This window comes from Austwickia sp. (assembly GCA_016699675.1).
Taxonomy (GTDB): domain Bacteria; phylum Actinomycetota; class Actinomycetes; order Actinomycetales; family Dermatophilaceae; genus Austwickia.
Window position 1 is genome coordinate 215,341 of the sequence record CP064985.1, and the last position, 23,568, is coordinate 238,908.

Genomic DNA, 23,568 nt, shown 5'->3' on the forward strand with positions numbered 1-23,568 from the left:
CACGCACGTTTCGGTCGAAGACGCCGAATGTTTCCGGCATGAGAACGATGGGGCCGCCGAATGACGATCACGTAACGTCGTCGCCCCGCCTCGCCGGCGCGGGCGGCGGGTCGGAGGTCGTTGGGACGGTACGTCGGGGGCGGGCGGGATCGTACGGCGCATCGGGCGGCGAGGCGTCGGACTCCAGCGGGCCCGAGAACGTGCGCCGGGCCAGGAACCGCCAGGCCAGGCCCCCGAGCGCCAGCACCGCGGGAATCAGCGCGCACAGCGTCCACGCCGGCCAGGCGACCCCGTCCCGGTCGTCGACCCCCGGCTGGTCGCGCCCCACGGGCACGGACCGACCCCACGCGAGCAGGGCGTCGCCGACGGGGGCGGACCCGCTCAGGTACCGCCGGCCGCCGTCGTCGGCGACCGGCGCGCCGAACAGTTCGGCCTCGCGGGAGATCTGCTCGGCGAGATCCGCGTTGCCGTGCGCCCGCGCCGCGGCCATCGTCACCACCGTGGCCGCCGGGGAGACGCCGGCGACGAGCGTCCCCGACAGGTCGTCGCCGCTGCCGCCGCCGTCCGGGAACTCGCACACCGCGGCCAGCCCCAGCCGCGGGCACAGGAAGGTGTTCTCGAAGGCGACCCAGTCCCGGCTGGCGGTCGCCGACCCCGTGTCGATGCTCGGCCAGAACACCTGGATCATCGCCTGGGTCGTGGCCCTGGCCCCCTCGCGCGAGCGACCCGACGCATCGGTGCGATGCGGTAGCAGCTTGGTGGCGGCATCGCGCAGCGGCTCCAGCCGCGGCCGCCACGCCTCGATGGCCACCGCGGCCCCGGGGACGCCCGCCACCGCGTCGGCCCGGCGCAACGCCGCGGCCAGCACGATGGTGTCCACGGGCCGGTAGGTCTCGCCGTAGGACGGAAGGATGCCCGACGTCACCGTGCCGACCGCGGACACCAGCGGCGCGCTGCGAGCCCGCACGGCGGCCCGATCGCTCTCCTGCCCGGACAGCCGCGCGATCTCGGCGGCCACGAGGAGCGTCCAGCCCTGCAGGAAGGCGCCGGGGAACGGCTGCGCGGGGGTGGCATAGCGGCGGGCGAGGACCGGGTCGTCGAGCCGCGTGAGTGCCGCCCGCAACAGCGGCAGCCGGGTCTGCGCGGGTCTGGTCTCGTCGGCGGCCGTCGCGAGGGCCGTCATCGCGGTGAAGAGCACGTCGCCGTCGCGGGCGCCGCGGTCCTGATCGGTCCGATCGCGCCGGCTCACCTGGGGCTCCAGCCAGCGCAGCTGCTCGGCGCGCAGCTGGGCGGCGTCGTGCCGGCCGAACCCGACGTACGCGATGCGGCCGGAGGCCGCCACACTCGCCATCACCACCGCGAGCAGCACCAGCGTGAGCAGGACCGATCCCGCGCGCCGGGCCGCGAGCGCCGTACGCCGTGGGCCCGCCCGCACCCCGCCACGCACCCCGCCGCGCGCCCCGGCGGGGGCCGGCCGGGGCTGCGGGTCGTCCACCCCACCACCGTAGGTCAGTCGTCCGCGGCAGGGTGGACGCCTCTCCGGGGGACCACTCGAGGTCTTAGCGCAGCCCTTGGGGCCGACTCCTCGCGCTGCCGCGCTTCGTCGTCAACCCAGGATCGCGTCGACGAACGCCTCAGGGTCGAAGGGGGCCAGGTCGTCGGGGCCCTCGCCGAGGCCGATGAGCTTGACCGGTACGCCGAGCTTGCGCTGCACCCCGACGACGATGCCGCCCTTGGCGGTCCCGTCGAGCTTGGTCAGCACGATGCCCGTCACGTTGACGGCCTCGCCGAAGACCTCCGCCTGCACCAGGCCGTTCTGGCCGGTGGTGGCGTCGAGGACCAGCAGGACCTCATCGATCGGCGACTGCTTCTCGACGACGCGCTTGACCTTGGTCAGCTCGGCCATGAGGTTGGCCTTGTTGTGCAACCGCCCGGCGGTATCGATGAGCACCACGTCCGCGCCCTCGGCGTTGGCCTCCTTGACCGCCTCGAAGGCGACCGCGGCCGGGTCGGCGCCGTCCCGCTCGGAGCGCACCGTCCGCACTCCGACGCGCTGCCCCCAGGTCTGCAGCTGGTCGGCGGCCGCGGCCCGGAACGTGTCGGCCGCGCCGAGGATCACCGCGCGGTCCTCGGCGACGAGGACCCGCGCGATCTTGCCGATGGTCGTGGTCTTGCCGGTGCCGTTCACGCCCACCACGAGGATGACCGCGGCGCGGTCGCCCTGGCGGGTCGACACCAGGGTGCGGTCCATCGTCGGGTCCACGAGCCGGATGAGGTCCTCGCGGAGCCAGCCGCGCACGGTGGCCTCGTCGCGGACCCCCTCGATGGCGACCTGGCGGCGAAGCGCCGCGACGAGTTCCTCGGCGGCCTCCACCCCCAGGTCCGAGGCCAGCAGCGTGTCCTCGACGTCCTCCCAGGTGTCCTCGTCGATGTGGCCGCGGGACAGCAGCCCCAGCAGGCCCTTGCCGAGGGTGCTGTTGCTGCGGGCCAGCCGCTCCCGCAGGCGGTAGAGGCGCCCGCGGGCCTCGGCGGGCCGCTCCAGGAGCAGATCCGGGGTCGGCGGCCGGGGTTTCTCGACGAGGGTGGGTTTCTCACCCGGAGAGGGCGGCGCGAGGACCCCACCGGAGGGTGCCCGGCCGGGCGGTGGCGGGGGTGCCTTGAGTTCGCGTCGGTCGCCGCCACGACCCCGCAGGAGGGCGACGAGACCGGAGATGAGCGCGCCGGCGACGACGACGCCGACGACGATGACGAGCCACAGATTGCCCAGGAGATCCACGGGCCCATCCTGTCATCGCGCCCGCGGGCCCGGCGGGCTGGATCGGGCGGGCTGCGCTCAGGCCTCCGCGTGCCGGTCGCGGACCGCGGCGACCATGATGCCGGCGGACCGCGGGCGGGGGGCCGAATCGACCTTCGCCGGGGCGGGAGTGGGTTCGGGACGCGGATCCTCGGGCAACAGGGGCCGGCCGTCGCGGCGGGCCTCGACAATGACGGAGCCCACGACGAAACAGCCGACGATGAACGTCAGCAGTGTCACGACGATGAACAGGGTCAGCGGAACCATGATTCTTATTGTCGCCACGCGTACCGCAAAAAACCGAGCCCCCAAGTGGCCGTGGGCATTACCGCTCGATAACGATTCCCGGGGAAATCGCTGATGGCCGGTTAGCCGCCGACCGGCGCCGCCACCCCGGCGGGGGCCACGTCCCGAAGTCGTTGGGAAATCACGGTGGTCACGCCGTCGCCGCGCATCGTCACGCCGTAGAGGGCGTCCGCCACTTCCATGGTGCGCTTTTGGTGGGTGATCACGATCAGTTGCGAAGAATCACGGAGTTCTTCGAACAGACCGATGAGCCGGCCGAGGTTCGTATCGTCGAGCGCCGCCTCGACCTCATCCATGATGTAGAACGGGCTCGGCCGCGCCTTGAAGATGGCCACCAGGAGTGCCACCGCCGTCAGCGAGCGTTCGCCGCCCGACAGCAGGGACAGGCGCTTGATCTTCTTGCCCGGCGGGCGGGCCTCCACCTCGATCCCGGTGGTCAACAGGTCGTCGGGGTCGGTGAGCACCAACTGGCCCGCGCCGCCGGGGAAGAGCCGGGCGAAGACCCCCTCGAATTCGCGCGCGGTGTCCGCGAAGGCCTCGGCGAAGACGCGCTCGACCCGCTCGTCGACCTCCTTGACGATGTCGAGCAGGTCGCGATTGCTGCGCTTGAGGTCCTCCAGCTGCTCGACGAGGAAGGCGTGCCGCTCCTCCAACGCGGCGTACTCCTCCAGCGCCAGCGGGTTGATCTTGCCCAGTTGGGCCAGGCCGCGCTCGGCGGCCCGGAGCCGCTTCTCCTGCTTCTCCCGGACGTACGGCGTCGCCAGCGGCCGGCCCTCCGCATCGAGGGGCGGTTCGGCGCCCGGCTCCGGCACGACCGGGACGCTGCGGTGCGGCCCGAACTCCTCCACGAGGGCGTCCGGCTCGATGCCCAGCTCCTCCACGGCCCGCGCCTGGAGCTGCTCGATCCGCAGCACCTGCTGCGCGCGAGCCACCTCGTCGCGGTGCACGGAATCGACCAGCTGCCGCAGTTCCTCGCCGTGCGCGTCCACGTCCCGGCGCGCCGCGGCCAGGGCGGCCTCCAGGGCCTGCCGGCGCTCGCCGGCCGCCACCCGGGCGGCGTCGGCGGAACCGATCACGCCGCGCAGGTGCACGACGGCGCGATCGGCGGCCCGGTGCAGGGACCGGGCCCGCTCGGCCTGTCGCAGCCGAGCGCGACGCTCCTGCTCGGCGCGGTCCCGAGCGGCCTCCTCCGCGTGGGCCTGGGCCTCCAAGGCCTGGGCCCGCCCCTTGACGCCGCGGGCCCGCTCCTCGCGCCCCCGCAGGGTCAGCCGCAGCTCGGTCTCCCGCGCCCGGGCCGCGACGGCCGCCGCCTCGAGCCGGTCCCGCTCGGCCGGCTCCAGCGCGCCCGGCTCCTCCGGTTCGGACTCCGCCGCCGTCAAGCGGTCCGCGAGCTCCGCGAGCTGTTGGTGGTCGCCCGCCAGCGCGGCCTGCGCCTGCGCGATGGACGCGCCGGCGCGCTCCGATTCGGCCCGTGCCGCGCGCAGCTGCGAGCCGAGCGAGCCCAGTTGCTCGGCGACGGCGTTCATGCGGGCGTCGGAGGCGTGCAGGTCCGCCAGGGCGGCCTCCACCTCGTCGGTCCTGCGGGCGATCTCGTCCTCCACTGCGGCGAGTGCGAACCGGGTCTGTTCCCGGCGCGCCGCCGCCTGGTCGGCGGCCGCGGTGGCCTCGTCGTACGCGGCCTGCACCTCGATCAGGCTGGGCGCGGCGGCGCTTCCCCCGCGGACCCAGCCGGGGGCGAAGACGTCCCCGCCGGGCGTGACCGCGGTCGTGCCCGGCAGCCGCCGTACGACGTCCTGCGCGGTCGCCTCGTCGGGGACGAGCGCGACGCCCGCGAGCAACGCGTCGAGGCCGGCCCGGAGGCGCTGCGGGCAGTCGACGACGCTGCGGGCCCACACCGAGGCCGGCGCGGGCGGCTCGACCGGGTCCGCCACGGGCGCTACGGCCGTGTCGGGGACGAGCAGCGCGGCCCGGCCCGCGTCCTGGCGGCGCAGCAGCTCTAGGGCGGCCACGGCGTCGGGCAGCGACTCGACCGCGACCGCGTCCGCCGCCCACCCCAGCGCCGCGGCCACGGCCGTCTCGTGGCCGCCGCGCACGGTCATCGCGGCCGCCACCGTCCCGATGACCCCGCGCGGGCCGCTCCCTTCCGCGCTCCCTTCCGCGCTCCCTTCCGCGCTCCCGTCCTCGGCCGTCTCGCCGAGCAGCACCCGGCTGCCGTCCTGGCGCCGCAACGACAGGGCCAGGGCCTCGGCGCGGCTCTGGGCGCCGCCCCCGTCCCGCTCGGCCACGCGCTCGGCTTCGCGCAGCTCCTCGGCGCGGGCGCGGGCCGCGATCAGCGCCTCCTCGGCCTCGGCGTGGGCGGCATCGAGCCCCTCCTCGCCCTCCTCGTCCTGAGCGACCGTCGACTCCAGGGCGGCGAACTCGGCCTCCGCCTGCTCCGCCCGGGCCCGCGCGCGGTCCACGGCCTGCCGCAGCCGTTCGATCTCGGCCTCACCGGCCTCGATCCGGCTGCGCTTGGCCGCCACCTGACCCGCCAATCGGGCCAGCCCCTCGCGCCGGTCGGCGGAGGCCCGCTCGAGGCGGGCCAGGCGGTCGCGCTCCTGCGCGTACGCGCTCTCCGCGGCGCCCCGCTCGGCGACGCCCTGGTCCAGTTCCCGCTGCAGGTCCGCGATCTCCTCGGCGAGCCGCCGGTCCTGGTCGCGGGCCGCCTCCGCCTGCGCGCGCAGCGCCTCGGGGTCGCGCGGCGGGCGGCCGTCCGGGGCCGGTTCGCGGCTGAGCAGCCGCACCCGTTCGGCCGCGAGCTGGCCCACCGCGGTGAGCCGGTCGGCCAGGCCGGTGAGGGCGAACCAGCGCTCCTGGGCCCGGGCCAACTCCGGCGCGGCCTGGGCGAGTTCGCCCTCGCAGCGGGTCAGGTCGGCCCGCGCGGCCGCGAGCGCCCGCTCGACCTCGTCCCGCCGGGCCAGTAGCGCGGTCTCGTCGGCCACCTCCTGCTCGAGGGTGCCGGTGAGCTGCACCAGGTCGTCGGCCAGGAGCCGCAGCCGGGCGTCCCGGGCGTCCGCCTGGATGACCGCCGCCCGGCGCGCCGTCTCGGCCTGCCGCCCGAGCGGGCCGAGCTGGCGGCGGATCTCGGCGACGAGGTCCTTGACGCGGACGAGGTTGCCCTCCATCGCGTCGAGCTTGCGCAGCGCCTTCTCCTTGCGCTTGCGGTGCTTGAGGACCCCGGCGGCCTCCTCGATGAAGCCGCGTCGCTCCTCGGGGGTGGCCCGCAGGACCGCGTCGAGCTGACCCTGCCCGACGATGACGTGCATCTCCCGGCCGATGCCGGAGTCCGACAACAGCTCCTGGATGTCGACCAGCCGACACCCGGTCCCGTTGATCGCGTATTCGCTGCCGCCCCCGCGGAACATGGTCCGGCTGATCGTGACCTCGGTGTAGTCGATCGGGAGGGCCCCGTCGGTGTTGTCGATGGTCATCGTCACCTCGGCCCGCCCGAGCGGGGGCCGCCCCGCCGTCCCGGCGAAGATGACGTCCTCCATCTTCCCGCCGCGCAGCGACTTGGCGCCCTGCTCCCCCATCACCCAGGCGAGGGCGTCGACCACGTTCGACTTGCCGGAGCCGTTCGGCCCGACGATGCAGGTGATGCCCGGCTCGAGGCGCAGGTGGGTCGCCGACGCGAACGACTTGAAGCCCTTGAGGGTGAGGCTCTTGACGTACACGCGGGTCGGTCTCCTGGCACGGCGGCGGTCCGGCCACTCTACAAGCGCCGTTGTGCGCGGCCCGGCACCCCGGCGCCGGCGGCGCGGTGCGCGGCGACGCCGAAGGGTTGTCCACAACCCGGGACGGTCGGGTTGGCCGGCGCCGGCAGAAATAGCGAGGATGGACGCGACGGCTCCGTGAGGAGATCACCGACTGCTGGGGGGAAGTTTCCCATGACCGTACGCCGTGGCCTCGCCGCGTTGACCCTCGTGCCGCTCGCTCTGGCCGGCTGCAGCTCCGGCACCGGATCCGGGTCAGCGACGGGGGCAAGCGCCGCCACCAGCTCCAGCTCGGCGGCGAAGACGGCGTACGAGTTGTGCGACAAGCCGGGCGACCTGGACAAGGAGGCGTTCCTGGCGACCAACAAGGAACCCTCCAAGGGCACGGCCCACATCGACGGGACCATGGACATCGCCGGGATGAGCGGCTCCGAGAAGAGCGCGACCTCGGCGCCGTCGGCCACGGGATCCACCGCCGCGGGCAGCGCGGGCGCGACCGGCGCGACGGGCACCGCGACGACGGGCAGCGGAACCGCCGGCAGCAGCACCGGCATGCCGATCGTCGGCGACGTCGACGGCCGCGACCCGGCCAACCCGAAGGTCAAGCTCACGATGGGTGGCTCGGGCGCCGGCGGCCAGATCGACATGATCATGGTCGACAAGGTGATGTACATGAGCATGGGCCAGCTGACCGGCGGCAAGTACGTGAAGCTGACGATGGACGACATCGCCAAGCAGTCGGGCGTCGACGTCAACCAGCTGACCGACCCGACCGCCCAGCTCGCCCGGGCCAAGGACGCGATCGTCAAGGTGAGCTGCGTCGGCCGTGAGGATGTCGCGGGGACCAAGACCGCGCACCTCAAGGTCACGATGGATTCGGCCAAGGTGATGGACGCCGCCAAGGGCACCGCCACCTCCGGGACGGGCACAAGCGGCAGCGGCGCGGCGTCGTCGTCGCCGGCGACCCTGCCCAGTGGCGTGCCGGCCACGATGGACACCGAGATGTGGGTCGGCGCCGATAACCGGCCCGTGAAGGTCGCCTCCGGCACCGACCAGGCCAAGATGACGATGACCTACAGCAAGTGGGGCGAGCCCGTCACCATCACGGCCCCGCCCGCCGCGTCGGTCACGACGATGCCGGGCATGCCCGGGGGCCCCGACAGCGGCAGCTATACGTCCAGCGCGTCGCCCTCGTCGTAAGCGCTGACCGACGCGCCGCTGGACGGCCGTCAGCGGTCGGGAACCGGGGCCGGCGGGCCCTTGACGTGGGGCTCCGCCGGGCCACGGTACCCTGAAGGGACATCATCAAGGGTGCTGCCCCCGCTCGACGTACGTCTCTTGCACGGCCGGCGTGCGGTGGGCGCGCCCCCAGAAGGAGATCCATGAAGTCCACCACCGCACGCCGCATCGCCGCCCTCACCCTGGCCCTGAGCACGCCTCTTGCGCTCGCCGCCTGCTCCGGGTCGAACTCCACGGCGCCGAGCGGCACGACGACGGCGGCCACCTCAAGCAGCGCTTCCCTCGGCGACCTCAAGCCGGGCGGCGCCGTCGACAAGGCCAAGTTCTTCGAGGTCACGAAGGCCGCGGCCGCGGCCAACACGACGTACGCGTTCACCACCCAGGTCGGCGAGGGCGGCAGCGACATGTCCTCGACGGGCGTGGTCGACAACACCGACCCGAACAACCGCAAGCGGCAGATCACGCTCAAGGACGACAAGGGCGAGTCGCAGCTGGTCATCGCCGGCGGCCAGGTCTACATGAAGAACGCGAACCTGCTCGGCGGCAAGTGGCTGCAGTCCCCGGTCAACCCCGCGCTGGCCGAGGTCCTCGGCGGCGCGAGCGACCGCATCCAGGCGGATCAGGGGTTGGTGCAGGCCATCACGTACGTCGGTGAGGAGGACGTCTCCGGCACCAAGGCCCGGCACTTCACGCTGACCGTCGACCCCACCAAGGCCACCGCGGCACCGTCCGCGGGTTCGGCGACGGCTTCCGGCGCGGCCACCACGTCCGCCGCGGCGACGGCTTCCGGCGCAGCGACGACGTCGGGCGCGGCGGGGACGACGACGGTCGAGTATTGGCTCGACGACAAGAACCGCACCCGCAAGATGAAGCACTCCGTGGCCGGGGTGCCCACCGTCACCACCTACGACAAGTGGGGCGAGCCCGTCACCATCACGGTGCCCAGCCCGGACCAGGTCACCTCGACCGCCGCGCCGTCGGGGACGCCCGCCTCGCCGGCGCCGTCGGCCAGCGCCAGCTGATCAGGGCTCCGCTGGTCAGAGTTCGCGGAAGCCGCTGAGCTCCGCGCGCGGGTCGCCCCACTGCGTCGTCGTCGACTCGACACGACCGGGGCGGCCCGCGGTGCTGGGGAACTCCGTGAGCAGGGCCTGCAGCCGCACGATCGCGTCCCGCTCGCCCTGGGCGCACACCTCGACGCGGCCGTCGGCCGTGTTCCGCGCGAACCCCACCAGGCCGAGCTCGAGCGCCCGGCTGCGGGTCCACCACCGGAATCCCACGCCCTGGACCTTGCCCTTCACGAAGATCGTCGCCCGCTCCACGCCCAGATCGTACGGCGGAAAGACCCGGCCGGCCGCGATAGCGTTTTCGCCATGAGCACTCCGCCCAGCGCACCGGATCTGTCCGCGACGGCCCCTGGCGCCGACCGCATCGGCGATCGCGCCCTGCGGTGGGGCTTCCTCGGGGCCGGCCAGATCGCCGGCACGTTCGCTCGGGCGCTGGCTGAGCTGCCCGGGCACGAGGTGGTCGCCGTCGGCGCGCGGGATGGTGCGCGGGCGGCGGCGTTCGCCGCCGAGCACGCCGTACGCCGCAGCTACGGCTCCTACGACGAGCTGATCGCCGACGACGAGGTCGACGTGATCTACGTCAGCACCACCCACCCCCATCACCATGCCCCGGCGCTGGCCTGCATCCGGGCCGGCCGCCCGGTGCTGGTGGAGAAGCCGTTGGCGCTCAACGCCGCCCAGGCGACCGAGCTGCTCGGCGCCGCCCGCGCGGCGGGCGTCTTCTCGATGGAGGCCATGTGGCTGCGCACCCAGCCCCTGCTCCTGGAGGTGGAGCGCGTGGTGGCCGACGGGGCGATCGGCGACCTGGTGCACGTGTCGGCCGAGTTCGCGGTGGGCGTCGACTACGACCCGCAGCACCGGATCTTCGACCTGGCCAACGGCGGCGGGGCGCTGCTCGACCTCGGCGTCTACGCGGCGGCGTTCTGCTGGCTCTTCCTCGGCGAGCCCGAGTCGGTGCAGATCATGGGCTCGCTGGCGCCGTCGGGGGCGGACCGGGTGGTGGCGATGCAGTGGGGCTACGACTCCGGCGCGGTCGCCTCCGTCTTCACGGCGAGCCAGGCGGTGGGGCCGAACCGGGCGAGCGTCATCGGCCGCACCGGGTGGGTCGAGATCGAGGAGCCCTTCTGGCGCTCGCCGGGCTGGGCGGTCCTGCACGTCGACGGCGCCCCGGACCGCCGGATCGAGGCTCCCAGCCGGGGCTACGCCCACCAGGCCGAAGAGGTCGAGCGCTGCCTACGCGCCGGGCTGCTGGAGTCGCCGCTGGTGCCGCACGCCGGCACGATCGGAGTGCTGGAGATCATCGACGCCGCGCGATCCGAGCTGGGTGTGCGCTACCCGCAGGAGTAGGGCGCGTCGACCGGCACGGCGCTTCGACGCCAGACCGCCTCGCCGAGGTAGACTCTCGTAGACATTTGATTACCATGGTGGCATGAAGACCATCACGGTCGGCCAGTTGCGGCAGAACCCGACGACCATGCTCGCCGAGGTAGAGGCCGGCGAAACCTACCGGATCACTCGGCACCATCGCGAAATCGCGCGCATTGTGCCGCGCTGGCCCGAACTCGCGCTGCTCCCGCCCAAGCGCGAGGGTGGTTCGCGGTTAGCAGACCTGCCCCGACACGAACTACGAACCGCGGCGTCGATCGACGCGCTTCTCGCTGACGAGCGCGACCGGTGACGATCTTCTATCTCGACACCTCGGTGGCGTTGCGGGGACTTTTGGGCCATTCGCCGTCAGCCGCCTCCTGGATCGACCACGCCACGGCAACACCCGAGCACAACCTCGTCTCGTCGAGGATCCTGCGGACTGAGCTGACCCGCGTGCTCCGTCGCGAAGGTCTTCCGGTGAATCGGCGCGACGACATTCTCGACGTGCTGGCCTTGGTCCCCGTGACCGAGGGAGTGCTCGCCGCTGCTGAGGCGATCGAGCCACACGTGAAGACGCTGGATGCGATCCACTTGGGGTCCGTGATCGCCGCGGGCCTCGACGCCACCATCGTCAGCCACGACGCGGCCATGATCTCCGCCGCCACCTCGTTGGGCTATCGCACGTTCGACCCCGTCACCGAGCCCTGAGAACTCGCCGCCCGCCCGCCTCAGCGGGGCGCGGGGCAGGCCCGCCTCAGCGGGGCGCGGGGGACGCCCGTCTCAGCGGGGCGCGTAGCGCGGCCGCGGCTGGCAGCGGGGGCAGGAATGCGAGGAGCGGTTCATGAAGGCTTCGCGCCGGATCGGCGTCCCGCAGCGGGGGCACGGCCGCCCGGTCTGCCCGTACGCCGACAGCGACCGATCGAAGTAGCCGCTGGTGCCGTTGACGTTGACGTACGTCGCGTCGAAGCTCGTCCCGCCCTGCTCCAGCGCCGCCAGCATCACCTCGCGCGCGCGCTCCAGGATGCGCGCCAGCCGGGGCTTGGTGAGGTCGGCGCAGAGCCGCTGGCCGTGTACCCCGGCCCGCCACAGGGCTTCGTCCGCGTAGATGTTGCCGATGCCGCTCACCAGCGACTGGTCGAGCAGCGCCCGCTTGACGGCGGACTGGCGCCGCCGCATCGCGAGGACGACCGCGGCCTGGTCGAACGCGGGCTCGAGCGGGTCGCAGGCGATGTGGGCGACCGGACCCGGTACGCCGTACGCCCGCGGCGCCCGGGCCCCGCGCACGTCCGGCACCAACTCGGTCAAGGCCAGCCCGCCGAAGGTGCGCTGGTCCACGAAGGCGAGGTCGGGCCCGCCGTCGGTGAACGTGAGTGTGGCGTGCTGGTGGCGCCGCGCCGGGGCGCCCCGGTCGGTGACCAGCACCTGCCCACTCATCCCCAGGTGGATGACGAGGGCCTCCAGCGACGGCTCGAGCACGAGCCACAGGTACTTCCCGCGCCGCTGCGCCGACGCGAGGCGCTGGCCGACGAGCCGAGCCGCCAGGTCCTCTCCCCCGGCGACGTGCCGACGCGCCACCCGCAGGGAGTGCATGGCGGCCGTGGCGACCGTCCGCCCCACGGCGTGCTGCTCCAGACCCCGCCGCACCACCTCGACCTCGGGCAGCTCCGGCATCGGCTCAGCCGGCGACGCCGGGCGCGTGGTCCGGCTGGGGGCCCAGCTCGGCCGGCCCCTCGGCACGCTCGGCCTCGTCGGCCGCCTCCCGCGTGGCCACCTGGGCCCGGCGGTCCAGCTCGGTCCAGGCGATCTCGGCGGCCCGCTGCTCGGCCTCCTTCTTGGAGTGACCCACGCCCTCGCCCAGGACCTCCTTACCGAGGACCGCGCGGGCCGTGAAGACCTTCTCGTGGTCGGGGCCGTCCTCGCTCACGCGGTACTCCGGGGAGCCATACGCCCCCGCCGCGGCCAGCTCCTGCAGGCTGGTCTTCCAGTCCAGCCCGGCGCCGAGCCGGGTCGAGGCCTTCATCAGCGGGTCGATGAGGTGGTGCACGAAGCGGCGGGACGTCTCCATCCCCTCCGCGAGGTAGACCGTCCCGATCAGCGCCTCGACGGTGTCGGCGAGGATCGAGGCCTTGTCGCGCCCGCCCGTGGTCTCCTCGCCGCGCCCGAGCAGCAGGTAGTCCCCCAGCCCCAGCGTGCGGCCGACGGCGGCCAGCGCCCGCATGTTGACGCAGGCGGCCCGCAGCTTGGCTAGCTGGCCCTCGGCGAGCTCGGGGTGGTCGGCGTAGAGCGACTCGGTGACGACCAATCCCAACACCGAGTCACCGAGGAACTCCAGGCGCTCGTTGTTGGGGATGCCGCCGTTCTCGTAGGCGTAGCTGCGATGGGTCAGGGCATGGCGAAGAGCGCCCTCGTCCAGGCGGACGCCGAGGATCTCATCGATCTCCTCGACCAGCCCGCTGACGGGGCGCTCCTCGCTGCGGGAACCCTTGCTGCTCCCCATGCGAGACGCGTCAGTCCTGATGCTCGGAGCGCTCCGCGGCGGCGTAGTGACGCCCGTTGTACGTGCCGCAGGCCGGGCACGCCACGTGGGGCATCTTGGGGGCATTGCAGCGCGGGCACGCGGCCAGCGTCGTCGCGGTCGTCTTCCAGTTGGCGCGGCGCGAACGGGTGTTGGAGCGCGACATCTTCCGCTTCGGGACGGCCACGTCAGTTCCTCTTCTCGTAAGTCTCGGCCCAGCCGGGGGTGGCTGCGCCAGGGTCGTCGTCGCTGGCCCCGCGGGTGGCGAGGGCCTGCAGCGACGCCCATCGGGGGTCGATGGTCTCGTGCGAGTGGTCCGGGTCATCGGCGAGCGACGCTCCGCACTCCACGCACAGCCCGGGACAGTCCGGCCGGCAGACCGGCTGGAACGGCAGCTGCAACACCACCGCGTCCCGCAGCATCGGCTCCAGGTCGAGCAGGTCGCCCTCGAGCACGTAGCGATCTTCGTCGTCGTCCCCCACGTCGACGTGGTGGGCCGCGCGGTCGGCGTACGCGAACAGCTCCTGGAAGGAGGCCCGCACCGGCAGGCTCACACTCTCCAGGCACCGCACGCAGGCGCCCCGAGCGACGGAATCGACCGTCCCGGTGGCGAGCACGCCCTCCAGCACCGACTCGAACCGGACCTGCACCTGCAGCGTCGACCCGGCCGGGATGGCGATGATGTCCGTGCCCACCTCGTCGGCCAGCTGAACCTCCCGCGCGACTTCGTCCATAGCTCCGGCGCGTCGCCCGAGTGCCCGGGTGTCGTGAACCAGGGGGCTTCGAGGATGTGCGCTGGTCATGTCTCTCGCGGGTGCTCGGCGGGCAACGACTCGGAAACGGCCTGAGTCCCTTCGACACAGACCGACGCACCAGCTTACCGTCGAGCCGCTCGGCCCCCAAATGCGCCCGCCCCCACCCCGTGCCCGGCGAGCGCCGGGATCCCGCAGCGGCGGGGCTCGCTCACTCGGGCCGCAGCCGCTCCACGAGCGCGGCGTGCACCCGGTCGCTCACCAGCCCGGAGACGTCGCCGCCGAAGCGGGCGACCTCCTTCATCAGCGACGAGGACACCTGCGAGTACGCCGGGTCGCCCGGGAGGAACAGCGTCTCGACCCCGGTCAGGTGGCGGTTCATTACCGCCATCGGCAGTTCGTAGCTGTAGTCGGTCTCCCCCCGCAGCCCCTTGACGATGGCGGCGATGTCCAGCTCCACGCACAGGTCGACCAGCAGCCGCCCGGTGAACTCGACCGCGCGCACGTTGGGCAGACCCGCGTCGACGACCTCGGCCTCGATCATCGCCAGCCGTTCCTCGGGGGTGAACAGGCCCTTCTTCGAGACGTTGTGCAGCACGGCCACCACGACCTCGTCGTAGAGGGCGGCGGCGCGGCGGATCACGTCGAGGTGGCCCAGGGTCACCGGGTCGTACGAGCCTGGACAGACGCAGCGTCGGATCGTCACCTTCGCGAACCTAGCAGCGCAGGGACCGTACGGCGGGTGCTGGGCGCAGCCGCGATGGGGGTCCGGCTCAGGCGGCCTCGGGGTGGACCAGCAGGTCGGCCCGAACGGCCTCGGGGCTGGGCTGGGTCACGGCGTCGCCGTTGCGCAGGATGGCGGTGGGCACGACCTCCGAGCCGCCGTTGAGGTCGCGCACGAAGGCCGCGGCCTCGTCGTCGGCCCACACGTTGACCCAGAGGATCTGGTCGGAGACGGACCGCAGCGCCGACCGCAGGCGCAGGCAGCCGATCGAGCCGGGGCGCCAGTAGACGACCACCGCGTTGTCGCGGACGTGCCGCTGCTGAGCATCCCAATGCGTCAGCGACCGGTCGGTGCGCAGGGGCGAGGCGAAGATCGCGGTGGCCAGGCACACCAGCAGCGCGACGAGGCCCCACCCGAGGCGCCCCGTTCCGGCGGCCAAGACGAGCAGAGCAACGCCGCTGACGGCCCACACGACGGCGTGTTGCCATCGGGCTCGCTGCGATCTGCTCACGGCCCGGACTCTAACCAACCTTTATGTACGAACATGCGGGACCGCCGCCCCCGGTGCCGCTTCGTCACGAAACCGCAATCATGCCGTGCCGAAAATGATTCCGGACGACCGTTCAGCTCGATCCCGAACCGTTCATCGAGGCCTCCGCGAACCAGAGCACCGTCTCCCCGTAACGCCGGTCATCGCTCGGCACCAGGCCGGCGGGCCAGGCCGGCTCGGCCGACCTCGAGGACCGCTCGACGACGACGACGGCCCCGCCGGTCAGCCAGCCGCCGGAACACAGCCGCGCCAGGTCCTGCGCCAGGAGGGGCTCGCCCAGGTCGTACGGCGGGTCGAGCAAGGCCACGTCGAAGGGGCCGTCCGGGGGCGGTCCCGCCAGCAGCCGCGCCACCGGGTCGGCGCGGACCCCGACCGCCAGCCGGCCCCCGGCCGCCTCGACCGCCGCGCTGACCTGGGCCGCGTTGCGCCGAGCGACGGCCACCACCGGGCGGGACCGCTCCACCAGCAGCACCTGCGCGGCGCCTCGGCTACCCGCCTCCAGGCCGAGCGCGCCGGACCCGGCGTACAGGTCCAGCACCCGCGCCCCCGGCAGCACCCCCAGGTGGTCAAGCCGGGCGAACAGGGCCTCTCGGACGCGCTCGCTGGTGGGCCGCGTCCCTGCCCCGGGCGGCGTGGCCAGCCGCAGGCCCCCGGCCGCCCCGGCGACGATGCGGGTCATCAGCCGCGCTCCAGGAAGGCGGCGCGCTCGCCGTCGAGCATCTCCTCGGCCGCCTCGGCGAGCACCGGGTGGCGCTGCAACCCGGGGTCGGCGTCGATCAGGGCGACCGCGTCCTCGCGTGCCTGGGTGATGAGGTCCTCGTCGAAACGGACCTTTAGGACGCGTAGCGACGACCGCATTCCGGCCTGCCGGGCCCCCAGCACGTCCCCCTCCCGGCGCTGCTGCAGGTCCAGCCGGGACAGCTCGAAGCCGTCCAGGGTGGCCGCGACCGCCGCGAGCCGGTCGCGGGCCGGCTCCGCCTCGCTCTCGGTGACCAGCAGACACAGGCCCGGCGCCGCGCCCCGGCCCACCCGACCGCGCAGCTGGTGCAGCTGGCTGACCCCGAAGCGATCCGCGTCGAGGATGACCATGGCGGTGGCGTTGGCGACGTCCACCCCCACCTCGATGACCGTGGTGGAGACGAGCACGTCGATCTCGCCCCGCGCGAACGCGGTCATCACGGCGTCCTTGCGCTCGGGGCTGAGCTTGCCGTGCAGCATCTCGAGGCGCAGCCCCGCCAGGGCCGGGGTCGCGCGCAGCTCGGCGAGCACCTCCACCACCCCACGCATGGGCCGGCGCTCCTCCCGCCCCCCACCACCCTCGATCAGGGTCAACCGCGGGGGCTCGGCATCGGGGTCGAGATCGAGGTCGGCGGTGGGGATCTCGCGGTAGATGCTCGCCCCGTCGGCGCCCTCGTCGCCCTCGCCCGGCTCACCGATGCGCGGGCACACGACGTACGCCTGGTGCCCCTTGCGCACCTCCTCCGCGACGCGCTCCCAGGCCCGCTCGTACCAGCGCGCGTTGTCCACGACGTGCGAGGCGATCGGCGATCGCCCCGGCGGGACCTCGTCGAGGACCGACGTGTCCATGTCCCCGAACACCGTCATGGCCACGGTCCGCGGGATCGGGGTGGCGGTCATCACCAGGACGTGCGGCGAACGATCGGCCCCCGCCTTGGTGCGCAGCTGGTCGCGCTGCTCGACCCCGAACCGGTGCTGCTCGTCGATGACGGCCAGCGCGAGGTCGGCGAACGTCACCCTGTCCTGGATCAGCGCATGCGTGCCGACGACGATCCCGGCCGTGCCCGCCGCCGCCTCCACCAGGGCGGCCTTGCGCTCGGCAGCGCTCTGGCTCCCGGTGAGCAGGACCACGCGGGTGGCGTTCTGGGCGCCCCCCAGCATGCCACCGAGGGCCAGGTCGCCGAGCATCGCGGTGAGCGAGCGGTGGTGCTGCGCGGCGAGCACCTCCGTGGGGGCAAGCAGCGCGGCCTGTCCGCCGGCGTCGATGACGGCGAGCATCGCCCGCAGCGCCACGACGGTCTTGCCCGAGCCGACCTCGCCCTGCAGGAGCCGGTTCATCGGGTGCCGCTGCGCCAGGTCGGCGAAGATCTCTGCGCCGACCCGCTCCTGGCCGGGGGTCAACGCGAACGGCAGGCGCTCGTCGAACACGGCGAGCAGGCCGTCGGGCGCCTGCTGGCGCGGGATCGCGACCGCGCGGGCCTGCTCGGCCCGCCGCTTGGCAAGGACGGTCTGCAGCACGAAGGCCTCTGCGTACTTCAGCGCCGCCATCCCCCGGCGATGCTCCGCGTGGTCCGCCGGCCGATGCACCAGCCGCATCGCCTCCGTGAAGGTGGGCAGCCCCCGCGCGCGCCGCACCTCCGCCGGCACCGGATCCGGGGGCTCGTCCAACAGGAGCAGCACCTGCTCGACCAGGCGGCTGATCGTGAAGGAGGGCAGCCGGGGGATCTCCAGGTACACCGGGAACACCTGCGCGTCGAACCAGGCGTCGAAGTCCCCCGGCGCCGCGGGTGGGTCGTCGTCGGAGGCCCCCGCCGGGACCGCGGGGTCGGCCTCGCCCACCTCGAGCGCGGCGAGCCGGGCGAGCTTGTCCGGGCCTTGGTCGCCGAAGGTCTCGTACGCCGGGTGGGCGAGCTGCCACCGGTCCCGGAACCGCTCGACCTTCCCCGCGAAAACGCCGTGCACGCCCGGCTTGAGGCGCCCCTCGTGGCCGTACGCCGAGAAGAAGGTGACCTCGATCTGCTGCCCGCCCGACGTGCGCACCAGCGCGGTGAGCATCTTCCCGCGGCGCTGCTTCATGGGGCGGACGCTGACGGAGGTCACCTCGCCCACGAACGAGGCCGACTCCCCCGGCCGCAGGGAGCCCAGATCGGTCTGCCGGTCGAGGTAGCGGCGCGGCAGGAACCACAGCAGATCCCGGACCGTCACCAGGTCCCGGGTTGCGAGCTGCTTGGCCGCGTGGGCGTTGACGGCGAACTTCAGGCGTGTCTCCAGGCTTAGCACGGCGAGCTCATTCGACGCCCACCAGCAGCGAATAGCGGCCCGGATCCCCGGCCACCAGCGCGACCTCCAGATCGGGCCGGGCCGCGCGCAACCGCTGACCGAGCCGGCGCGCAAGCCCGGCCCCCGAGCCGTCTGGATGGTCTTCCCCGGCGACGATCGTCACCAGCTCGCTGGAGGCGTCGAGGAGCTCGGCCAGCAGGCCGTCGGCCAGGGCGTCGGGATCGCCGCCGACCGCGACGGCCCGGCGATCGACATAGGCGACCAGGTCCCCCGGGCGGCACGCGCCGGCCTCGGTGACGGCCGACCGCGCGGCGGTCACGAGCGAACCGGCACGGCAGGACTGCGCCGCGTCCGTCATCTGCGCGGCGTTGACGCCGAGGTCGGCGGAGGGCTCGAAGACCGCGAGCGCGGCCAAGCCGGCCACGGCGGCCCGCGTGGGCACGACGACGGTGGGCAGCCCCTCGGCGCCGGCGAGCCGACCGGCGAGCTGGGCGGCCATGACCGTGTCGTCGTGGTTGGCGAGCAGGATGACGCCGTCGCCGGCGATCTCCCGACGCGCGGCCAGGAGGTCGCCCGTGGTGGCCCGCCGGCCGGGCGAGGAGGAGACGACCCAGGCGCCCGCGTCGGCCATGACCTGGGCGAGCCGCGGCCCCGGCGCGCAGGCGAGAACGGCGCAGCGCCCGCCCGCCCCGGCGGCCAACGTGGCGGCGGACGGCACCGGGCGCAGCAGGCCGTGCGGGGGCCCACCCCCGGCGGACGCGGGCGAACCACCCAGCCAGGTGATGCGCAACCGTTCGGGCAGCCCGAACGGGAACGCCGCCTCCACCGCGGCGCCGGCCTCCGCCGTGTGCACGTGCACCGTCGTGAGCGCGTCGTCCCCGGCGACCATGACGCTGTCCCCGAGCGCGCCCAGGACGGCGCGCAACTGGTCGCGGCCCGCGTCGGGGACGCCACCCACGACGTACATGACCTCGTAGGTCTCCCACGGCTCGGGATGCGCCCCGACGAGGTCGGAGGCGGAGGGGCGCGGCGGCGTGGCCGGGATCGTCGCCCGGTTTCCCCCGATGAGGCTCCGCGGGCGGCCGGGCAGGTCGCGCGGCACCGGCGCCCCGGAGAGCGTCTCGTGCAAGGTGCAATACGCGAGGTAGAGGCCAGCGCCACCGGCGTCGACCACCCCGGCGGCCGCCAGCATCGGCAGCCGGCGCGGGGTGTCGGCCAGCGCCTCCCGGGCCGCGGCGTGCAGCGCCCCCGACACCTCGGCGAGCGAGCGGCCCTGCGCCGCGGCGGCGAGCGCGCCGTCGGCCGCGGCGTCGGCCACGGTGAGGATCGTGCCCTCGACCGGGGCCGTCACGGCCGCCCGCGCGCGCTGCCGCGCCAGGTCCATAGCCCGCGCGAGGCCCGCGCCGTCCAGGCCGAGGCTGTCGATCTCGGGGTGTTCGCCGGCCACCTCGGCCACGCCGCGCAACAACTGGCTGAGGATCACCCCGGAGTTGCCCCGCGCGGCGAGCAGGGACTCCATCGCCAGCGCCGTCAGCGCGCCGGACAGCGGGGAGCCGATGTGCACCGTGCCCTTCGCCAGCAGCGCCTCCATGGCGCCGTCCAGGGTGAGGAACATGTTCGTGCCGGTGTCGCCGTCGGGCACCGGGAAGACGTTGAGCGCGTCCAGGTCGTCGCGAGCCTCGCCGAGCGCGGCATGCGCGGCGAACAGCCACCGCCACGCCGCGTACGCGCCCATGCGCTCCAGGACCTCGCCCACCGCTACCGTCCCTCCGTCAGCCCCTCGGCACCCCATCGCCGGAAATCTAGGGGCAGGTTACCGGTCGGCACCGACGGGCCAGGGTTGGCGGCGCCGCCGCGCCCCGGCGACGGCGAGGCGGGCGAAAGACGCCGAAGACCCGGTCGGCCGGCCGAGCGACGGGGGCGCATTTGGGCGGACCGCGCCCGACCGGCTACGCTTGACCGGTTCCCCGGACATGAGCGCGGCGGTCCTGTGCCGTCGCCCGTGTGCTCGGGCTCGTACGTCGATCCAACACCCGTGTCTGACCTTTCCGAGGAGATCTGCTGTGGCTGCCAACTGCGACGTCTGCGGCAAGGGGCCAAGCTTCGGCCACAACATCTCGCACTCGCACCGCCGCACGAAGCGCCGCTGGAACCCCAACATCCAGCGCGTCAAGGCGATGGTCGGGGCTGCGGGCCGCACCCCGAAGCGCCTCAATGTTTGCACGTCCTGCCTGAAGGCCGGCAAGGTCAAGCGCTGAGCTAGACCCTTTGCCGGAAGCGAGCCGTCCCCGCGTGCCGTGGGGGCGGCTTCGTCGTGTGCCCGCGGGTCACGTCCCCACTGGGCTTACGTCCCGCGCGTACGTCGACCTCAGCCGGCGAAGTGATCCCAGCCGCCGCCCGTGCGGGGCACGCCCCCGACGGTGACCCCGGCGCCCGCGACCACGCGGCCGATCGGCCGGAACGGCGCGGGGAGGGGGGTCGCGGCGGGGAAGGTGGCCAGCAGGGAGTGCTCCTCCCCTCCGGTCAACACCGCCTCCAGCGCCGCGTCCACGCCGAGCGCCGGGGCGATCCGCTCGACGTCGGACGCCAGCAGCGCGGGATCGAGCGCCACACCGACCCCGCTCGCCGCCGCGACGCGGCCCGCGTCGCGAACGAGCCCGTCGGACAGGTCGATCATGGCCGTGGCGCCGGCGTCGGCCGCCGCCGGCCCCGCAGCGTAGGGCGCCACCAACGCCCGATGCATCCCGACCAGCTCACGCACCACCGGGTCGTCCTCGCCGCCGCGCCCGGCGAGAAGCAGCGCCAACCCGGCGCCGGAGCGGCCGAGCGTCCCGGCCACGGCCACGATGTCCCCGATGCCGGCCCCCGAACGCCGTACCGGACTCCGGCCCTGCAGGTCCCCGAACGCCGTCACCGAAATCATGACCACCCCCGCGGGCGCCCCACCGAGATCCCCGCCGAGGACGGGGCAATCGGCCGCCCCGGCCGCCGCCGCGATCCCCCGCGACAGCTCCACGACCCACTCCACGAGCGTGTCCGGATCGGCGAGCAACGACACCAACAGCCCGGCCGGGACCGCACCCATGGCGGCGACATCGCCGAGATTCTGCGCCACCGCCTTGCGGCCGACGTCCTGGCCGCTCGACCAGTCGTCGCGCCAGTCGTGCCCGCGCACCATGGCGTCGGTCGTGGCCACGAACGAGCCGCCCAGAACCGCCACCACCGCGGCGTCGTCGCCCGGGCCGAGCAGGACCCGGCCGCTCGAGCGCTCCCCCGCCCGCATGATCGGCACGATGATGTCGAGCAGCTGTTCCTCCGACAGCGCGCGCAGCCGCGCGGGTTCACCACGCCGCTCGGCCGATTCCGGGTCCGGCGCGCCGACCGAGGCATCCATCTGTGATCCGTTCGTCGAGTGCAGGAGTCTTCGGGCACGGTAGCCTGCGCAAGCGGGGAGGTGCCCCGCGGCGACACAGGGAGGGTTCCCAGTGGTCCAGGCCTACATCCTGATCCAGACCGAGGTCGGCAAGTCCACGACGGTCGCCGCCGCGATCGCCCAGCTCGATGGGGTCGCGGAGACCGCGGAGGTCACCGGCCCGTACGACGTGATCGCCCATCTCGAGGCGGAGTCCATCGAGGCGCTCGGCAAGCTGGTGATCGCCCGGATCCAGGAGGTCCCCAGCATCACCCGCACGACGACCTGCACGGTTGTCCACGCCTGAGGCGGGGTCGCATCGCGTCGCGCTCGTGCTCCTGCTCGCGACGGCGGCGCTGCTGTCGGTGGTCATCGGCGGGTACGTCGTGCTGCGGCCGCGCGCCCTCGCCACCGAGCCGGCGCCGCTCGCCGACGACCCGGCCTGCGCCGCCGTGGCCGCCCGCTGGCCCGATCAGGTGGCCGGCCGCCCCCGCGTGACCGTGGCCGGCGATCCGCGCGGCGTCGCCGCCTGGGGAGATCCGGTCATCGTCGCCCGGTGCGGCGTCGTCCCGCCGCCGCCGAGCACCAACGACTGCGTCGCGGCCGACGGCGTGGACTGGGTGGCGCGCGGCGGGGGGCAACCAGCGAGCGGCATGGTGTTCGTCAGCTACGGCCGCAGCCCGGCGATCGAGGTGACGGTCCCCGCCGCCTACGCCCCTGAGCCCATGGTCCTGGGGGCCTTCGCCGAGGCCGCCCGTCAGATCGGCCAGGGCGAGCACCGCTGCCGCTGACGCGTCACCGCAGGCCGTCCGCGAACGCCTCCAGCGCCTCGACGTCGACCTTGCGCAGGCCCACACTCGGGTCGACGTACCAGGCCAGGTGCGGCCCGATCCCCTCCCACCCCGCGAGGCGGGCCCGCGTCGCCTCGTTGATCTCGTCGTCGAACCAGGCGAACGGGCGCGAGCCCACCCACTCGGCGATGGCGTCGGTCTTCCAGGAGGCGTCGCCGGTGCGGGCCAGGTCGGCCCAGAGCGTGATCACCGGCAGGTCGTCGGGGAGACCGAGGATCGGCGAGAGCTGTCGGTTGGCGTCGTGCTCCCAGGTGGTGGCCCAGACCAGCTGGTACCGCTCGGCCAGGTGGAGCAGCCACGCCCCGTGTTCTCGCCTGGCCACGATCTGGACGCGGTCGTGCTCGCGCACGGGACCCCACGACGTGGTAATCGAAGCCCTCCGCGCGCGCCGCCTCCGTCCGTGCCGGCCCGGCCCAGGGCGCGGCGAACGGGTTCAGGGGGCCGTCGATGTCCATGAGCAAGGGGGGCCTGTCGTCCATCGCGTCATTATGGCCGCCCCCGCATCCGGTCCACCGATGCCCTGGTCAAGCGGGCCATGGCCGAGTAGGCGCCGATCTATGCTGGCGGCATGGCGAAGATCATCGGGCTCGACGAGGCCGTCGAACTCGTGCGCGAAGGCATGACCATCATGGTGGGCGGCTTCATGGCCTGCGGCGGGGCGAACACGATCGTGGACGCCATCGTCGCCAAGGGCACCAAGAACCTCACCCTCATCGCGAACGACGCGGCGATGCCGGGCGTCGGGATCGGCCGGCTGGTGGAGAACCACCAGCTGCGCCGGCTGGTCGCCAGCCACGTGGGCCTGAACCCGCAGGTCGGCCAGCAGATGGCCAGCGGCGAGCTGGAGGTGGAGCTGGTTCCCCAGGGGACGCTGGTCGAGCGGATCCGCGCCGGGGGCTACGGCCTGGGCGGGATCCTCACGCCGACGGGCATCGGCACGCTGGTCGCCGAGGGCAAGGAGATCATCACGGTCGACGGCACGCCGTACCTGCTGGAGAAGCCCCTGCGCGCGGACGTGGCCCTCATCTGCGGGCACACCGTCGACCGCTCGGGCAACGTCTGGTACAAGGGCACCTCCCGCAACTTCAACCAGGTCATGGCCTTCGCCGGGGAGACGGTCATCGCGGAGGCCGACCACCTCGTCGGGGTCGGCGACATCGCGCCCGAAAACGTCGTCACCCCCAACGTGCTCGTCGACTACATCGTGGAAGGGCAGGCGTAGG

25 protein-coding genes are annotated in these 23,568 nt (G+C 73.8%); 9 read left to right on the plus strand and 16 right to left on the minus strand.

Annotation, left to right across the window (positions count from 1 at the left end; translation table 11 throughout):
• Positions 1-67: 67 nt before the first annotated feature.
• From IPK37_01015 to smc, 4 genes are all read right to left on the minus strand, one after another.
• Positions 68-1,495 (minus strand): hypothetical protein, encoded by a 1,428-nt coding sequence (locus IPK37_01015; protein QQS01104.1) that lies wholly within the window; start codon positions 1,493-1,495, stop codon positions 68-70.
• A gap of 111 nt (positions 1,496-1,606) precedes the next feature.
• Positions 1,607-2,776 (minus strand): signal recognition particle-docking protein FtsY, encoded by a 1,170-nt coding sequence (gene ftsY / locus IPK37_01020; GenBank protein QQS01105.1) that lies wholly within the window; start codon positions 2,774-2,776, stop codon positions 1,607-1,609.
• A 57-nt stretch (positions 2,777-2,833) separates the two neighbouring features.
• Positions 2,834-3,061: a hypothetical protein gene (locus IPK37_01025; GenBank protein QQS01106.1), complete on the minus strand. Its 228-nt coding sequence runs from the start codon at positions 3,059-3,061 to the stop codon at positions 2,834-2,836.
• 101 nt (positions 3,062-3,162) lie between these two features.
• Positions 3,163-6,813 carry a chromosome segregation protein SMC gene (smc, locus tag IPK37_01030; GenBank protein QQS01107.1) on the minus strand — a complete coding sequence of 1,217 codons (3,651 nt, stop codon included), beginning with the start codon at positions 6,811-6,813 and terminating at the stop codon, positions 3,163-3,165.
• A gap of 213 nt (positions 6,814-7,026) precedes the next feature.
• Between smc and IPK37_01035 the strand changes: the two genes are divergently transcribed.
• Together IPK37_01035 and IPK37_01040 are read left to right on the plus strand one after the other, a co-directional pair.
• On the plus strand, positions 7,027-8,052 hold the full coding sequence (locus IPK37_01035; GenBank protein ID QQS01108.1) for an LppX_LprAFG lipoprotein: 1,026 nt from the start codon (positions 7,027-7,029) through the stop codon (positions 8,050-8,052).
• A 182-nt stretch (positions 8,053-8,234) separates the two neighbouring features.
• Positions 8,235-9,113 carry a hypothetical protein gene (locus tag IPK37_01040; protein ID QQS01109.1) on the plus strand — a complete coding sequence of 293 codons (879 nt, stop codon included), beginning with the start codon at positions 8,235-8,237 and terminating at the stop codon, positions 9,111-9,113.
• A gap of 15 nt (positions 9,114-9,128) precedes the next feature.
• Here IPK37_01040 and IPK37_01045 read toward each other — a convergent pair whose 3' ends face one another.
• The gene (locus tag IPK37_01045; protein ID QQS01110.1) at positions 9,129-9,410 is read right to left on the minus strand and encodes an acylphosphatase; all 282 of its coding nucleotides are present in this window, start codon (positions 9,408-9,410) and stop codon (positions 9,129-9,131) included.
• Positions 9,411-9,461: 51 nt separating this feature from the next.
• On the opposite strand from IPK37_01045, the gene IPK37_01050 reads away from it, so the two are divergent.
• The 3 genes from IPK37_01050 (at position 9,462) to IPK37_01060 (ending at position 11,231) form a co-directional block, all read left to right on the plus strand.
• Positions 9,462-10,502, plus strand: a complete 1,041-nt coding sequence (locus IPK37_01050) for a Gfo/Idh/MocA family oxidoreductase (GenBank protein ID QQS01111.1) — start codon at positions 9,462-9,464, stop codon at positions 10,500-10,502.
• A gap of 82 nt (positions 10,503-10,584) precedes the next feature.
• Positions 10,585-10,833 carry a type II toxin-antitoxin system prevent-host-death family antitoxin gene (locus IPK37_01055; GenBank protein ID QQS01112.1) on the plus strand — a complete coding sequence of 83 codons (249 nt, stop codon included), beginning with the start codon at positions 10,585-10,587 and terminating at the stop codon, positions 10,831-10,833.
• Positions 10,830-11,231 carry a PIN domain-containing protein gene (locus tag IPK37_01060; GenBank protein ID QQS01113.1) on the plus strand — a complete coding sequence of 134 codons (402 nt, stop codon included), beginning with the start codon at positions 10,830-10,832 and terminating at the stop codon, positions 11,229-11,231. Before IPK37_01055 ends, IPK37_01060 begins: the two co-directional genes overlap by 4 nt.
• A 72-nt stretch (positions 11,232-11,303) precedes the next feature.
• On the opposite strand, the gene mutM is transcribed toward IPK37_01060, so the two are convergent.
• The 9 genes from mutM to IPK37_01105 form a co-directional block, all read right to left on the minus strand.
• Positions 11,304-12,194, minus strand: a complete 891-nt coding sequence (gene mutM, locus IPK37_01065; GenBank protein QQS01114.1) for a bifunctional DNA-formamidopyrimidine glycosylase/DNA-(apurinic or apyrimidinic site) lyase — start codon at positions 12,192-12,194, stop codon at positions 11,304-11,306.
• A gap of 4 nt (positions 12,195-12,198) precedes the next feature.
• The gene (locus IPK37_01070) at positions 12,199-13,020 is read right to left on the minus strand and encodes a ribonuclease III (GenBank protein ID QQS01115.1); all 822 of its coding nucleotides are present in this window, start codon (positions 13,018-13,020) and stop codon (positions 12,199-12,201) included.
• Between the two features lie 10 nt (positions 13,021-13,030).
• On the minus strand, positions 13,031-13,225 hold the full coding sequence (gene rpmF, locus IPK37_01075) for a 50S ribosomal protein L32 (protein ID QQS01116.1): 195 nt from the start codon (positions 13,223-13,225) through the stop codon (positions 13,031-13,033).
• A gap of 1 nt (position 13,226) precedes the next feature.
• Positions 13,227-13,841: a DUF177 domain-containing protein gene (locus tag IPK37_01080; GenBank protein ID QQS01117.1), complete on the minus strand. Its 615-nt coding sequence runs from the start codon at positions 13,839-13,841 to the stop codon at positions 13,227-13,229.
• A 160-nt stretch (positions 13,842-14,001) separates the two neighbouring features.
• Positions 14,002-14,490 (minus strand): pantetheine-phosphate adenylyltransferase, encoded by a 489-nt coding sequence (gene coaD / locus IPK37_01085; protein QQS02590.1) that lies wholly within the window; start codon positions 14,488-14,490, stop codon positions 14,002-14,004.
• 73 nt (positions 14,491-14,563) lie between these two features.
• A complete protein-coding gene (locus tag IPK37_01090) occupies positions 14,564-15,025 on the minus strand; it encodes a hypothetical protein (protein QQS01118.1) in 462 nt (153 codons plus the stop codon).
• A 112-nt stretch (positions 15,026-15,137) separates the two neighbouring features.
• Complete coding sequence (gene rsmD, locus IPK37_01095; GenBank protein ID QQS01119.1) at positions 15,138-15,743, minus strand: 16S rRNA (guanine(966)-N(2))-methyltransferase RsmD; 606 nt, start codon at positions 15,741-15,743, stop codon at positions 15,138-15,140.
• Positions 15,743-18,082: an ATP-dependent DNA helicase RecG gene (locus IPK37_01100; protein ID QQS01120.1), complete on the minus strand. Its 2,340-nt coding sequence runs from the start codon at positions 18,080-18,082 to the stop codon at positions 15,743-15,745. Before IPK37_01100 ends, rsmD begins: the two co-directional genes overlap by 1 nt.
• Before the next feature lie 7 nt (positions 18,083-18,089).
• Complete coding sequence (locus IPK37_01105; protein ID QQS01121.1) at positions 18,090-19,838, minus strand: DAK2 domain-containing protein; 1,749 nt, start codon at positions 19,836-19,838, stop codon at positions 18,090-18,092.
• A 307-nt stretch (positions 19,839-20,145) separates the two neighbouring features.
• On the opposite strand from IPK37_01105, the gene IPK37_01110 reads away from it, so the two are divergent.
• Complete coding sequence (locus tag IPK37_01110; GenBank protein QQS01122.1) at positions 20,146-20,340, plus strand: 50S ribosomal protein L28; 195 nt, start codon at positions 20,146-20,148, stop codon at positions 20,338-20,340.
• A 110-nt stretch (positions 20,341-20,450) separates the two neighbouring features.
• Here IPK37_01110 and thiL read toward each other — a convergent pair whose 3' ends face one another.
• Positions 20,451-21,476, minus strand: coding sequence for a thiamine-phosphate kinase (gene thiL, locus IPK37_01115; GenBank protein QQS01123.1), 1,026 nt, complete (start codon positions 21,474-21,476; stop codon positions 20,451-20,453).
• A gap of 91 nt (positions 21,477-21,567) precedes the next feature.
• On the opposite strand from thiL, the gene IPK37_01120 reads away from it, so the two are divergent.
• Together IPK37_01120 and IPK37_01125 are read left to right on the plus strand one after the other, a co-directional pair.
• A complete protein-coding gene (locus tag IPK37_01120; protein QQS01124.1) occupies positions 21,568-21,801 on the plus strand; it encodes an Lrp/AsnC ligand binding domain-containing protein in 234 nt (77 codons plus the stop codon).
• A gap of 25 nt (positions 21,802-21,826) precedes the next feature.
• Positions 21,827-22,285, plus strand: a complete 459-nt coding sequence (locus tag IPK37_01125; GenBank protein ID QQS02591.1) for a DUF3515 domain-containing protein — start codon at positions 21,827-21,829, stop codon at positions 22,283-22,285.
• Between the two features lie 4 nt (positions 22,286-22,289).
• On the opposite strand, the gene IPK37_01130 is transcribed toward IPK37_01125, so the two are convergent.
• Positions 22,290-22,694, minus strand: coding sequence for a hypothetical protein (locus tag IPK37_01130; protein QQS01125.1), 405 nt, complete (start codon positions 22,692-22,694; stop codon positions 22,290-22,292).
• Positions 22,695-22,913: 219 nt separating this feature from the next.
• Here IPK37_01130 and IPK37_01135 point away from each other — a divergent pair, with 219 nt between their 5' ends.
• Positions 22,914-23,567: a CoA transferase subunit A gene (locus tag IPK37_01135; protein QQS01126.1), complete on the plus strand. Its 654-nt coding sequence runs from the start codon at positions 22,914-22,916 to the stop codon at positions 23,565-23,567.
• The last annotated feature ends 1 nt before the right edge of the window (position 23,568 follow it).

Excerpts from the sequence above, each read along its gene's own strand:
- IPK37_01080 (QQS01117.1), bottom strand. The coding sequence starts at position 13,841 with ATGACCAGCGCACATCCTCGAAGCCCCCTGGTTCACGACACCCGGGCA.
- IPK37_01025 (QQS01106.1), bottom strand. The coding sequence starts at position 3,061 with ATGGTTCCGCTGACCCTGTTCATCGTCGTGACACTGCTGACGTTCATC.
- IPK37_01035 (QQS01108.1), top strand. The coding sequence starts at position 7,027 with ATGACCGTACGCCGTGGCCTCGCCGCGTTGACCCTCGTGCCGCTCGCT.
- IPK37_01050 (QQS01111.1), top strand. The coding sequence starts at position 9,462 with ATGAGCACTCCGCCCAGCGCACCGGATCTGTCCGCGACGGCCCCTGGC.
- thiL (QQS01123.1), bottom strand. The coding sequence starts at position 21,476 with ATGGATGCCTCGGTCGGCGCGCCGGACCCGGAATCGGCCGAGCGGCGT.
- IPK37_01040 (QQS01109.1), top strand. The coding sequence starts at position 8,235 with ATGAAGTCCACCACCGCACGCCGCATCGCCGCCCTCACCCTGGCCCTG.
- IPK37_01135 (QQS01126.1), top strand. The coding sequence starts at position 22,914 with ATGGCGAAGATCATCGGGCTCGACGAGGCCGTCGAACTCGTGCGCGAA.
- IPK37_01055 (QQS01112.1), top strand. The coding sequence starts at position 10,585 with ATGAAGACCATCACGGTCGGCCAGTTGCGGCAGAACCCGACGACCATG.
- rsmD (QQS01119.1), bottom strand. The coding sequence starts at position 15,743 with ATGACCCGCATCGTCGCCGGGGCGGCCGGGGGCCTGCGGCTGGCCACG.
- mutM (QQS01114.1), bottom strand. The coding sequence starts at position 12,194 with ATGCCGGAGCTGCCCGAGGTCGAGGTGGTGCGGCGGGGTCTGGAGCAG.
- IPK37_01070 (QQS01115.1), bottom strand. The coding sequence starts at position 13,020 with ATGGGGAGCAGCAAGGGTTCCCGCAGCGAGGAGCGCCCCGTCAGCGGG.